The sequence below is a fragment of the Devosia sp. genome (assembly GCF_040509215.1).
GTDB lineage: Bacteria > Pseudomonadota > Alphaproteobacteria > Rhizobiales > Devosiaceae > Devosia.
This window is the reverse complement of sequence record NZ_JBEVLL010000252.1, coordinates 1-12,254: the sequence shown is the minus strand read 5'-3', so window position 1 is coordinate 12,254 and position 12,254 is coordinate 1. Positions and strand designations below refer to the sequence as shown.

Genomic DNA, 12,254 nt, shown 5'->3' with positions numbered 1-12,254 from the left:
GTGTAGCCGAATTCCTCAGTTCAGCAGGTCGGCGATCGCCTTATCCTCTGCTGCGTAATCGAATGGTCCGGCGCCGCCTCCGACGAACACCTGGCAGCCAAGGCCCGGCGGGCCAAAGCGGTCGCTCAGGCGGCCGAGCAGCGTGCCCGCCTGGTGTTCGGCGACGATGCTTTCGACGTTGGCGACGACAGACTGCCGGTAGGTCGCGACCGGGCGGTAGCCGAGCAGTTTTTCGGCGCGCGAGGTCGATAGAAAGAACGGGGCGGGCAGTGACCAGGGGCTGGCGATCGGGGCCATGCCCGGCAGCAGCACCTGCGAAATCTCGGCGCCCATGGCCCCGGCAATGGCAGATGCCATGGCGCGCTCATCGGGGAAGCCGGGATCGCCGGCATTGAAAATACCGTGGCCGGGTTGTTCGGCGGCCTGCGCGATCATTTCGGCGAGGTTGTCGGCCGAGACCGGATGCATGCTGGAACGCCCGCCATAGCCGAGCACGAATGCCCGGCGACCATCGAGAATGCGGCGGACGTAGAACCATTCGCGCGGCTGTGGCGAATATGGGCCGTGAATGCCGGCGGGACGCAGGATCGTTGTCTTGATGCCGGAGTCCAGCAGCGCGATCTCAACGCCACGCTTGTTGCCGGCGTAGGTCGTGGTGTCCGGCGCGACGGTCGAGGCCTCTTCGGATAGCGGCTCCAGAAATACTGGCGCTGACTCCACACTGGATACGCCCTGCAGCGTCCGGCCTTCGGCGTCCTGATAGACGGCCGCCGAGGACATCATGATCACCGAGCCGATGGAGCCGGCATTGCGCAGCAACTGCGCCGAATGCACGGGGCGGAAGGCAAGGAGATCGACGACGACGTCAAACCCCTGCCCCAGCAATTGATCCATCGCCGCATCGTCCTGGCGGTCGACCTGCACGGACTGGGCGCCGTTTGTGGTCGTGCCGGGCTGGCGGTGGGCGACCGTAACGGTCCACCCATCGGCGAGGAGGCGTTGCGCCGCAGCGCGACCCACCTGCCCCGTGCCACCAATGACGAGTGCTTTTCTGGTCACGGATCAGGCCTTTGCAGTCTTCAGCGGCGAGATGATCTCGAGCGTATTGCCGAGATAGTCGCGAACGAAGGACCAGCGGATCGCGTGGCGTTCGAAATCGGATGGCTCGCGGAAGACTTCGGCGCCGGCGGCCTTGAGCTTGCCAACGGTCTCGTCGCAATCGGCGACGGTGATGCCGATGTGGTGCAGACCATAGATGCGGCCGGGCGAGGTGTTGAAATTGGGCATCTTCACCAGTTCGAGCACGAAATCGCCGATCGAGAGATGGGCCCATTCCATGCCGCTCGTCGCATCGGCCCAACGGTCGATGACGGTGGCGGCGAACTTGTCCTGATACCAGGCAACGCCCGGATCCATGTCCGGCACCATGATGGCCACATGGTTGAGTGCATAGGTGCTGGGGGCTTCGGTCGAAAGTGTCATGCCGTCTCCAAACAGTAAGGGAGCAGCGTTTTTTCGGGGATCGCCGAGCCGGCTTTTGCCGTTGCTTTCGACCCTCTTGCCCTCCCTGAGCATGATTGGAGTCGTATGCCTACAATTTCACATTGTCAAACATCTGTTTTCACATTTTGGAATTGAAGCGCATTTGGTAGGGATTTTTGACCACCATTCTCGCAGCGTGAATTCAAAATTCCTCATTGTGAAAATCGACTGAGGTTGTCATAAAGAGGCCAAGAGATATGGGGGGAACCATGACCAGCGCAGATAAAAAAGGGCGCGTCGTTGGGGCAGAGAGCAGCCGCAAGTTGCTGCAATTGCTGCTGATGTTCACGCCGTCCCGCCCCATCTGGGCCGTGGGCGAACTGGCTGACGAGCTGGGGCTGACCCAGTCCATGGCCTATCGCTATGTCGCGCTTTTGCGCGAAGTGGGCCTGCTCGATGCGGCGGGCGGGAAAAGTTATCGGGTTACGGATCTGGCGCGCAGCCTTGCTGTTGCAGCCGGCGCGGCGCGCATTCCACTGGGCGATATCGCCCTGCCCGTGCTTGGCCATATCCGCGATGTCGGGCGCGAAACCGCCTTCGTCACGCGGCGCAGTGGCTGGTTCACCTATGTGCTCGAGCGCGAACAGACGCCCCATCCCATTCGCCTGATTTTTGAACGTGGCCAGGCCATTGCGCTGCATCAGGGGTCAAGCTCGCGCATCTTGCTTGCTGCCATGACGGTGAGCGAGCGGCAGGCCTATTTCGATCAGTTCGGCATCGACCGGGTGAAGGTCGGACGGGGACTTCTGAGCGATCCGACACTCGATGAGCTGGCACGCCACGGCGTCACCGAAAGCTTTGAAGAAGCCGGCGAAGGCATTTGGAGCGTGTCGGCGGCTATCCGCGAGAATGGCGACATTGTCGGATCACTCGGGGTGGCCGCGCCGCTTTTCCGGGTCAATCCGCAGCAGCGGCAGGAATTGCATGACCTGGTCGTATCTGGGGCAGAGGAAATCAGCGCCCGGATGACACTGTCCAAGGCCGGGATTTGATAGCAATCCATTCTGGCTGCCCGGTTCTGCGGATGTATCACCCCCACCCTTAATCCCTCCCCACAAGGGGGGAGGGAGACGAAGGAGTTGTGGCGACCGGAGCTAGCACCCAAATCATCGTTTGATTTGTTATACTACATACCTAATTCTATTCCCAATCCCCAACCGGACTTTGCCATGACCGCGCCGGCTCAAGCCTTATCCTCCCGGCCCGATCGCATTGTCGGTATTGGTGCGGTGTTCCTTGCCGTGCTGCCGCTCTCGACCGACATCGTGCTGGTGGCCCTGCCGGTGATTGCCGGTAGCTTTGGTACCGCGCTGGCCGGTGGGCACCAGATCATGTCGGTCTTTGTGATCGGGCTTGCCGTCGCCCATCTCTTCGTCGGCGCCCTGGCGGATCGGTTTGGCCGGCGGCCGGTGGCGCTTGTCGGATTCGGCCTCTATACGCTCGCCTCGCTTGCGGCCATGGTCGCGCCCAGCTTTGAAGCGTTGCTTGCCGCCCGCTTCGTACAAGGTCTCTCCGGCGCCTGTGGTCCTATTCTCATGCGGGCACTGGTGCGCGACACGGTAGCACCCGCCGCCGCTTCCCGCCGACTCGCGCTCACCGGCACAATCTCGGGTATCGCGCCGCTACTCGCCCCCACAGTCGGCATCCTCGTGGCCCAGGCCTTTGGCTGGCAGTCTTCCTTCGCGGTGCTCGCCCTCTATGGCGCCGCGACCTTCGTGCTGATCCTCTGGCTGATGCCGGAAACCCTCGCAGCCCGTTCTACCGCGGTCAGCTACATTACCCCCGACATCGTTCGGCGCCTTTTCACCGAGCGCGGCTTTGTCTTCGGCAGCTTTGCCATGGCCATGGGCTATGGCGGGCTCTTTTCGTGGATATCGACGGGCAGCTATTATCTCACCACCAGAACTGGCCTCGATCCGCTGGTGGCTTCACTGATCTTTGCCGCCGGTTCGCTGTGCTTCATGCTTGGTGGCCTTGTCGCCATGCGGCTGCGGGGCGCTCCCGAGCAGACTATTCGCATTGGCGCTGCTATCGGCGCGACGGGCGGACTGCTTGCGCTCGTACTCGCACTCGCCCTACCCGACCAGCCCTGGTTCTGCCTGCCCATCATGCTGTTCTATTGTAGCTGGGGCATCGTTCAGCCGCCTTCCATCAACATTGCCATGCGCGATCACCCTGCCATTGCCGGAAAGGCATCGGCCCTCCTTGGTCTCGTGCAGCTTGGTGGTGGCGTGGTTCTTTCCTGGATCGTCGTTGCGCTGGGCGCCGGCCCATATGCCTTGGGCCTCATGCTGTTTTCGACTGCCGCCATCCTGCTGGCGTCTCACTTCGCCAAAAGGCCACAAGCATGATCAAGCCCGAGCTGTCGCTGCTCTGCGAAATCGAAGTGTTGCTCGGTCCGGTCGTGGAAATCGGCGACAGCCCGCGCGGCAAGCGCCGCATCATTCCCATTATTGGCGGCAGTTTTTCGGGCGAGCGGTTTAGCGGCACAGTCGCCAATGTGGGAGCCGACTGGCACACGGTGCTGCCCGGCTCGATGTCCGAACTCGACACGCGCTATTGCCTGCAAACCCACGATGGCGCTTCGGTCGACATTCGCAATTACGGCTTTCGCCATGGGCCCGAAGACGTCATCGCAGCATTGGCGCGGGGAGAGGAGGTCGACCCGAGCCTTTATTATATGCGGACCCATTGCCGCTTCGAGACCGGCGACCCGCGCTATGCCTGGCTGAACCACACCATTTGCGTGGGCAGCGGCGTGCGCAAGGCGAGCGCGGTGCACATTGGCATCTTCGTCGTATCCTAGGGGCTTGCGGTTCGGCCAGCCGTTGCTGATAAGCACGGTTGAGACTGAGTGGAATGGAGTGAAACATGGCAGCCCGCTTTGATGCCTCGGCCATGAACAAGGTGATCGGCTACCGCCTTCGCCGCGCCCAGTCCTACATTTTCCAGCAGTTCGACGAACGCTTTGCGCGGCTGAAACTACGGCCGGCCGAATATTCCGTGCTTGAACTGATTGCGGACAATCCCGGCTGCCAGCAGGGCACCATGGCCAAGGCGCTGGGCATCAAGCGCGCCAACTTCGTCGGCCTCATCCAGGGCCTCGACGCCCGCGGTCTCACCGCGCGGGACCAACAGCCCGGCGACAAGCGCGCAAACGCGCTATACCTGACCCCTGCCGGCCAGGCGATGATCGTGGAGGCCCGGGAAATTCAGGCCGAGTTCGAACGCCACTGCGTGGAGCTATTGGGTGGCGAGGCGGAGCGCGACCATCTGCTTACGCTGCTCGACCGACTGGCGCCGACGGCTGACTAATCGCCGACCGGCTCATGCCCCAGGGCGTGAACCACTTCCGCCGGTAGCGCCTTGGCGCGAATGCCGCTGGGGTTTTCCGGATCCCGCCCGACCCAGACCCGTGTTTCGCGACCTTCGACCGCCAGTTGCCCCACATTGAAGAGCTGGTGGCGTACATCAAAGCTGGAGCGGCGACAGGCGGTGACTTCGGTCTTGATCGTGACCACATCGCCAAAGCGGCTCGGCCGCTTGAAGCTCGATCCGGTATCGACCATGGGGATACCCAGCACCTCGTAGCGCGCGGCCCATTCCGCCTGCTTCATCCCCAACGCCTGAGCAAAAAGCATGGCCGTGGACGTATCGAAGAAGCGGAAATAGTTGGGATAGAAGACGATCCCGGCAGGGTCGCAGTCGCCAAAGGCGATTTCGAGGTCGCGCGAAAACAGCATGGTTTTGCCTTTACTTAGGAGGCAGGCGAAGGGCGCCGTCGATGCGGATGACCTCGCCATTTAGATAGTCGTTGTCGATGACGCTGAGCACGAGCTTGGCAAAATCGGCGGGGGCGCCAAGACGCGGCGGATAGGGAATGGAGGCGGCGAGGCCGGCCTGCACGTCTTCGGGGAGTTCAAGCAAGAGTGGCGTCGCGAAGAGACCGGGGGCAAGCGTGACGACCCGAATGCCGAACCGCGACAGCTCGCGCGCGGCCGGCAGGGTCATGGCGGTGATGCCGCCCTTTGATGCCGAATAGGCAGCCTGGCCGATCTGGCCATCGAAGGCGGCGACCGAGGCGGTCGAAATGATGACGCCGCGATTGCCATTTTGATCGGGTGTCGTGACCGACATGCTGGCGGCCGCGAGGCGCAGCATATTGAAGGTGCCGACGAGATTGACGCGAATGATGCGCTCGAAATCGCTCAGCGCCATCGGGCCGTCGCGTCCAACGATGCGCGAGGCGCCGCCGATTCCGGCACAATTGACGAGGACCGCGGGAGCGCCATGGCGCTCGGCGCTGAGGGCCAACGCGGCCTTGGCACTTTCCTCATCGGCGATGTCGCAGGGCGCGAACAGGCCGCCGATCTCGGTAGCGACGGCGGTGCCCGCTTCGATATTGCGATCGAGCACCGTCACCAGGGCGCCATGCGCCGCGAGGGCACGTCCCGTTTCCGCGCCGAGTCCCGAACCACCGCCGGTGACAACGGCGCTTTTGCCTTTGATGTCCATTGTCAGGCCTCCGGATTTTCGAGCAGGACGGCGATGCCCTGCCCGCCGCCGATACAGGCGGAGGCAATGCCATAGCGGAGGCCCGCACGGCGCAGTTCGCGCGCAACGGTCGTCGCGAGCCGCATGCCGGTCGCGCCCAGCGGGTGGCCGATGGCAATGGCCCCGCCATTGACGTTGAGCTTGGCCATATCGAGGCCCAGCTCGCGCTGACAGGCGATGAGTTGCGCGCCAAAGGCCTCGTTGATCTCGACGCGGTCGATCTGGTTGAGCGTGAGCCCGGTGAGATCGAGCACGGCGCGAATGGCTGGCACCGGTCCGATGCCCATGATGTGAGGTGGCACGCCGACCGAGGCGCTGGCGACGATGCGGGCCAGTGGCCGGAGCCCTTTGTTGCGCACATAATCGGCCGAACCGACGAGACCGGCCGCGGCGCCGTCGACGATGGCCGAGGAATTGCCGCCGGTCTGCACGCCGCCAAAGGCGGGGCGCAACTTGGCAAGAACCTCGTAGGGCGACACGCGGATGTGGCTATCGGCCTCGACCTTTTCGACGCCACGCGGCAGGACGATGCCGCGGGGGCGCAGGCCGTCGATCTCGAACTTTTCGGCAATCACTGGCTCGATCTCGCCGGCAAGGAAGCCGCTATCGCGCGCAGCTACGGCACGCTCGAAACTGAGGGCAGCGAATTCGTCGACTTCCTGGCGGGAAATGCCGTGGTCGCGCGCGAGATTTTCGGCCGTGTCGCCCATGCGGACTTCGGCGGCGGGATCGAGCGTTGCTTCCCAGAGGAAATCCTTGAACTCGACCTGCCCCATCCCAAAACCATTGCGATGGGTATAGGCGGCGATGGGGTTGCGGCTCATCGATTCCGTGCCGACGGCCAACGCCAGATCGACGCGGCCGAGGGATACGGCGTCGGCCGATTGCGCCAGCACTTCGAGCCCGGTGCCGCAGATGCGCTGCACCAGGTGTGCGGGACGGTCGATGGGGACGCCGGCGTAAAGCCCGATATGGCGGGGGGTAACGAAGGCGTCGAACGAGGCCTGCGCCATGGAGCCGGCAATAGTGGTGCCGATATCGTCGACATCGACGCCCGTTCGCGCAATCACCGCCCGCGCGGCCTTGATGCCGAGATCAATTGGCGAGATGGCCGAGAGGGCGCCTCGATAGTCGACGAAGGGGGTACGCACGCCGTCGATGAGATAGGCGTCGGCGTAGGTGGCCCGCAGGCCCGGCGAACGGCTCATGACTTGGCCTTTCTCGAAGAGACAAAAACATGGTCGGGGACGGGTTCGGCGTAAAGCTCTTCGACGAGAGCTGCCCGACGCGCCATGACGGCGCGCTGGTTGATCGAGCCCTTGTCGGTGATTTCGCTTCCGTCGATGCTTGGCGGTTCGGCCAATAGCACCGTACGGGCCACGTGGTTGGAACTGCCGGTGGCTTTGGCGGCGAGCGCGTCGAGCGCCTGAGATAGATGCCGGCGTATCGAGGGATGATCGACCAGAACGTCGGGTGGCAGCTTTTGGCCGACCACTTCGGCGCATCCGCCCATATCGAGGAAAATCATCGCCCCGATATGATTGCGATCGAGCCCGGTCAGCACGACGTCGCGCACCAGAGGTGCGCAGGCGGCGACGAGACCAGTCCGGACCGCTGCCATATTGACCCAGGTGCCGGTCGAGAGCTTGAAATCCTCGGTGACGCGGCCATCGAAGGCGAGGCCGCGCGAGATGTCATCGGGATCGACGAATTTCAGCGCGTCGCCGATGCAATAGAAACCCTCTTCGTCGAAGGCTTCGCCGGTCTTGTCGGGCTGTCGCCAATAGCCGGGGGTGACGTTGGGGCCGCGCAGCCGGACTTCGAGCTTTTGGCCGTTGGGCACGAGTTTCAGTTCGAGTCCTGGTGCAGGGAGGCCGATTTCGCCGGCCCGTTCTACTGGCCAGGTGGTGGTGAGGGCAAAGGGCGCGGTTTCGGTGGAGCCGTAGCCGCTGATGATCATGATCCGCTCGCCGGTCGCAGAGATAGCTGTGGCGTCGAGCCCGTCCCAGACATGCTGAGCCAACCCTGCCCCGGCATATTGCATCAGCTTGAGCCGGCGGAAGAAGGCGTCGCGCAGTTCTTCATCCTGCACCAGATGCTGGTGCAGCATTTCATAGCCTTTTGGCACGCTGAAATAGACGGTGGGCGACACCGTTTTCAGATTGCGCACCGTGGCCGCAACGCCGTCGGGCGTCGGCTTGCCGTCGTCTATGTAGAATAAGCCGCCGTTATAGAGTGCGATGCCCAGATTGTGGTTGCCGCCGGCGGTGTGGTTCCAGGGCATCCAATCGATGAGCACGGGCGGTTCGTCGCCGAGAAAGGCCAACGCCGAGCGGATCATTTCCTGATTGGCGCAGAGCATCCGGTTTGTGGTGGTGACGGCCTTGGGCATGCCGGTCGAGCCGGAGGTGAAGAGGAATTTGGCGATCGTGTCGGGGGTAGTGTGCGCCCTCGCCCGTTCGACTTGTTCGGTGGGCTCGGTGGCCAACGCGTCGGCCATCGAGACGATGCGGCGACCTGGAATATCGCCGCTCTGCACGAGAACCGGCACATCGGCAGAAATGGCTGCGAGGATGGCGGGCGCATAGGCAGCGCCGTCGCTAGCGTAGACGAGGCCGGGATCGAGCAGGTCGTCGATATGCCGAACCTTGGCAAAGTCCTTGGAGATGAGGCTGTAGGCCGGGGAGATCGGGGCATAGGGCACGCCGATCAGCATGGCGGCGTAGCCGAGCAAGGCGTGTTCGATATCATTGCCCGACAGGATCAGGAGCGGCCGGCTCTCGGAGAGATTGTGGCCGAGCAGCATCTGCGCCAGGGACTGTACCGTCTGCCAGGCTTGGGCATAAGTGACGGTACGCCAGCCGTCGCCCTGGCGCTCGGCCAGAAACACCTGCTCCGGCGTCGTCTCGGCCCAATGCTGCAGTCGATCGGTCATGGCGCGTGGATAATCGCCGAGCGGCTGATCGCAGCTTATATAACGAACGCCGCCAGCGGCCTCCGTCATGCTCGCACGCAAATCGCCCATGCGCACTTTACGGTGCTGCACTGACATGTGCTCCTCCCTATTTGTTATATTGCATAACAAATATCGAAATCCGCTTCAACACCGAAACTTCAGCGGAATGGCGAGAGTGCGACTTTAGCCAAAATTATTGTTATGCTACTGAACAATCCAGCAGCACATTGATGGCGGAGATGACGCGTGGACGAGCAGGAACTGGTAATTGAGCGGGATGGGCCGGTCGCACTGCTGGCTTTCAATCGTCCGCAAAAGCGCAATGCCGTCAATGACAAGACACTTGCGGCGCTGCGCAGTTTCTTCGGCGATATTCCAGAGGATGTGCGTGTCATTGTCCTCTCGGGCAACGGCGGGCACTTTTCATCGGGGCTCGATCTCAGCGAACAGGTGGCGCGCGAACCGCATGCGGTGATGCGCCATTCTCGCAATTGGCACTCCATCGTGAACCTGCTGCGCCATAGCGGCATTCCGGTGGTCGCAGCGCTTAGTGGCGCCGTGATGGGGGGCGGGCTTGAGCTGGCCTCGGCCTGCCATGTGCGTGTTTCGCAGCCGGGGGTGATGTACCGGATGCCAGAGGGTCAGCGCGGCATTTTCGTCGGGGGCGGCGGCACCGTGCATCTCGCTGGTATCATCGGCGCGGACAAGATGACTGAAATGATGCTGACTGGCCGGACCTATTCGGCCGAGGATGGCGAACGGCTAGGCATTTCGCACTATCTCGCGGAGGCCGATGGCGCTCTGGCGCTGGCGCGGCAACTAGCACAGCAGATCGCCAGCAATTCGCCGACGGTGAATTACCTCATCGTGCAATCCATTGCCCGCATCGCCAATATGTCATCCGAGGATGGGCTCTATACGGAAAGCCTTGCGGCAGCGCTCAGCCAGACAGGCGCCGATGCTGAGGAGGGCCTGCGCGCTTTCCTCGAAAAGCGCCCGCCCAATTTCAATCGCTGAGCGGGGTGGAGGCGCTGATCGCGCCTCCCGACGCCTTACACGCCGTCGGCCATTGATAGCCACGGCTCCTGTGGCACCTTGCGTTCGCCGGCCTGGTGGAATTCGACCACCGCACCTTCTGGACCCCGCACCATGGCGCGAAAACCCTCGCGCGGCGGCATTTTCAGGGTATAGCCCTTGTCGAGCAGACCCTGGCAAGTGGCGTAGATATCATCGACGCGGAAGCAGATATGGCTGAGGCCGACCGGCCCGGCTTCGGCAGAACGCTCGACAAGCGCGATGGTGGGCGCAAAGCGCTCGGAGCGACCGCTTTCTTCGTCATGCGACCCGGAGAGGAATGCCGCGCGGGCATTGATCTTGGGCACGACGAGTTCGCGCACGGTCCGCATGTCGAGCACGTCCCAGAAGGCGCGGGTCTTGTCGAGATCGGCGGTGAAGATGGTGGTGTGGAGATAGTGCATGTTGCGCCTCAACCGTTCCAGTGGCCCGTATCGGGGAGCGAGAGCCAAGGCTCGGCCGGCGTCTTGGCCGGGCGGCGCTGGATGAGTTCCACGGTCAGCCCGTCGACCGTTTCGACATAGGCTTTGAAGCCGTCGCGGGGCGGTCGGTTTATGGTGTGACCGGCATCGCGCAGAGCTGCGCAGGCGGCGTAGATATCGTCCACGCGAAAACTCAGGTGGCCATAGGCGGAGCTGCGGTGTGCGTCGCGCTCGGCTTCGTCCCAATATTTGTAGAGTTCGATGGTGGGGGCGAAGCGGGCGTCGAAGGGCGCGCTGGCCATATCTCCCGGGGCCGCGACAAAGACCACTGTGCAGCGCTCCTCCTCGTCTTCGAGGCGTTTCACTTCAATCATGCCCAGCGCATTGCAGTAAAAATCGAGCGACTGATCGAGGTCATCGACCTTGATCATCGTATGCAGATATTCAAGCATTTCATCCTCTTGGCCGCTCTGCGGCGGTTCTGTAGCCGACCATAGGCAGCACCCAGTGGCTTGGCAAACATTTTTTCGCTTTCCGGATTAAATACAACTTGCCGTTTGGTGCAGGCTTTTCCAAACTGGTCACAGTCAGCGCCAAATGCTGAGCATGCGCCGGTTTTCCGCAAATCACTCGACCGGATATCGAACGCATTCCGAACAAAATTTCTCGGAGGAGATATCGCGTGAGTACTATTCGTCCCGTTCAATGGGGCTTTGCCGGCACGGGCAGCATTTCGGGCAGCATGGCATCGCAGATCGCGAAATCCGCTATCGCAAAAGCGGCAGCGGTTTCCTCGCGTTCGCTGGAATCGGCCAAGGCATTTGCCGCTACGCACGGCATCGGCAAGGCGCATGATTCACTCGATGGCATGTTGGCCGATCCCGACATTGAGGCGATCTATATCGCCCTGCCCCATGCGCTGCATAAATCAGCAATTCTCGCAGCGCTCGATGCCGGGAAGCATGTGTTGTGCGAAAAGCCGATGGCGCTCAATGCCGGGGAAGTGGCCGAGATTGCCGCCCATCCGCGGGCCAAGAGCCTGATGGTCACCGAAGGTTTCATGGTGCGCTACCAGCCGCAATGGGAGTGGATCGAGGCGCAGATTGCCGACGGAGCGCTCGGCACGGTCAAGCAGGTGACGGCGTTCACGGCACTGCAATTGCCGCCGCCGGCGGTCGATCCGGCGCGTGGGACGCTGGCCGGGGACCGGAGTCTGCTGCTCGATATCGGCTGCTATTCCGTCCATCTGGTGCGAATGATCTTCAACGCCGATCCGCTGCGCGTTTCCGCTGTTATCGAGCGCGATTCGGTGACCGGGCTGGAAAGCTTCATCAAGGCCAGTCTCGATTTCGGTGGGCGATATGCGGATGTCACCGTCTCCAATGTGCTGCGACGCGGTCGGCGTATTCATGTGCTGGGCAGTGCGGGAAGTCTTGAGATCATGACGCCCATCCACGCGCCGCCGACTGGCGCGAAGGTGCTTGCGGCGCTTGCCGGCGATGGCAATGCCGATCCGGTGGAGCAGGTCTTTCCCAGCGTCGAACAATATGGATTGCAGATGGATGATGTGTCGCGCCGCATTCGCGCGGGCGAACAGCCGCGCGTGACGCTCGCCAATGCGCTGGGCAATGCACGCACGCTCGATGCGATTGTGGCTTCGGCTGCGGCCAATGGCGCGTGGATGGAACTCTAGAACACAAAAAACC

14 protein-coding genes are annotated in these 12,254 nt (G+C 62.6%); 6 read left to right on the top strand and 8 right to left on the bottom strand.

The genetic code is table 11. The features are described 5' to 3' along the window. Positions 1-15 precede the first annotated feature (15 nt). Together ABW043_RS14110 and ABW043_RS14105 are read right to left on the bottom strand one after the other, a co-directional pair. Complete coding sequence (locus tag ABW043_RS14110) at positions 16-1,059, bottom strand: NAD-dependent epimerase/dehydratase family protein (RefSeq protein ID WP_353921843.1); 1,044 nt, start codon at positions 1,057-1,059, stop codon at positions 16-18. A gap of 3 nt (positions 1,060-1,062) precedes the next feature. Continuing rightward, a complete protein-coding gene (locus ABW043_RS14105) occupies positions 1,063-1,482 on the bottom strand; it encodes a VOC family protein (RefSeq protein WP_353921842.1) in 420 nt (139 codons plus the stop codon). 269 nt (positions 1,483-1,751) lie between these two features. Here ABW043_RS14105 and ABW043_RS14100 point away from each other — a divergent pair, with 269 nt between their 5' ends. From ABW043_RS14100 to ABW043_RS14085, 4 genes are all read left to right on the top strand, one after another. Beyond that, positions 1,752-2,534: an IclR family transcriptional regulator gene (locus ABW043_RS14100; protein WP_353921841.1), complete on the top strand. Its 783-nt coding sequence runs from the start codon at positions 1,752-1,754 to the stop codon at positions 2,532-2,534. A gap of 177 nt (positions 2,535-2,711) precedes the next feature. Then, positions 2,712-3,893, top strand: a complete 1,182-nt coding sequence (locus ABW043_RS14095) for an MFS transporter (protein WP_353921840.1) — start codon at positions 2,712-2,714, stop codon at positions 3,891-3,893. Further along, positions 3,890-4,348 carry a DUF3237 domain-containing protein gene (locus tag ABW043_RS14090; protein ID WP_353921839.1) on the top strand — a complete coding sequence of 153 codons (459 nt, stop codon included), beginning with the start codon at positions 3,890-3,892 and terminating at the stop codon, positions 4,346-4,348. The genes ABW043_RS14095 and ABW043_RS14090 overlap by 4 nt, the downstream gene beginning before the upstream one ends. A gap of 65 nt (positions 4,349-4,413) precedes the next feature. Then, complete coding sequence (locus ABW043_RS14085; protein ID WP_353921838.1) at positions 4,414-4,857, top strand: MarR family winged helix-turn-helix transcriptional regulator; 444 nt, start codon at positions 4,414-4,416, stop codon at positions 4,855-4,857. Here the strand turns inward: ABW043_RS14085 and ABW043_RS14080 are convergent. Genes ABW043_RS14080 through ABW043_RS14065 form a run of 4 tightly spaced genes read right to left on the bottom strand, consistent with a single transcriptional unit; the run spans position 4,854 to position 9,181 of the window. Then, positions 4,854-5,285: an acyl-CoA thioesterase gene (locus tag ABW043_RS14080; protein ID WP_353921837.1), complete on the bottom strand. Its 432-nt coding sequence runs from the start codon at positions 5,283-5,285 to the stop codon at positions 4,854-4,856. The genes ABW043_RS14085 and ABW043_RS14080 overlap by 4 nt on opposite strands. A gap of 10 nt (positions 5,286-5,295) precedes the next feature. Continuing rightward, positions 5,296-6,057, bottom strand: a complete 762-nt coding sequence (locus ABW043_RS14075) for an SDR family NAD(P)-dependent oxidoreductase (RefSeq protein ID WP_353921836.1) — start codon at positions 6,055-6,057, stop codon at positions 5,296-5,298. A gap of 2 nt (positions 6,058-6,059) precedes the next feature. Beyond that, positions 6,060-7,304: a thiolase family protein gene (locus ABW043_RS14070; protein ID WP_353921835.1), complete on the bottom strand. Its 1,245-nt coding sequence runs from the start codon at positions 7,302-7,304 to the stop codon at positions 6,060-6,062. Next, on the bottom strand, positions 7,301-9,181 hold the full coding sequence (locus ABW043_RS14065) for a feruloyl-CoA synthase (RefSeq protein WP_353921834.1): 1,881 nt from the start codon (positions 9,179-9,181) through the stop codon (positions 7,301-7,303). The genes ABW043_RS14070 and ABW043_RS14065 overlap by 4 nt, the downstream gene beginning before the upstream one ends. Before the next feature lie 117 nt (positions 9,182-9,298). On the opposite strand from ABW043_RS14065, the gene ABW043_RS14060 reads away from it, so the two are divergent. After that, complete coding sequence (locus ABW043_RS14060) at positions 9,299-10,069, top strand: crotonase/enoyl-CoA hydratase family protein (protein WP_353921833.1); 771 nt, start codon at positions 9,299-9,301, stop codon at positions 10,067-10,069. Positions 10,070-10,104: 35 nt separating this feature from the next. Here ABW043_RS14060 and ABW043_RS14055 read toward each other — a convergent pair whose 3' ends face one another. Further along, a complete protein-coding gene (locus ABW043_RS14055) occupies positions 10,105-10,530 on the bottom strand; it encodes a VOC family protein (RefSeq protein ID WP_353921832.1) in 426 nt (141 codons plus the stop codon). 8 nt (positions 10,531-10,538) lie between these two features. Next, complete coding sequence (locus ABW043_RS14050) at positions 10,539-11,000, bottom strand: VOC family protein (protein ID WP_353921831.1); 462 nt, start codon at positions 10,998-11,000, stop codon at positions 10,539-10,541. Between the two features lie 230 nt (positions 11,001-11,230). On the opposite strand from ABW043_RS14050, the gene ABW043_RS14045 reads away from it, so the two are divergent. Then, positions 11,231-12,241, top strand: coding sequence for a Gfo/Idh/MocA family protein (locus ABW043_RS14045; RefSeq protein WP_353921830.1), 1,011 nt, complete (start codon positions 11,231-11,233; stop codon positions 12,239-12,241). Positions 12,242-12,254: the final 13 nt, after the last annotated feature.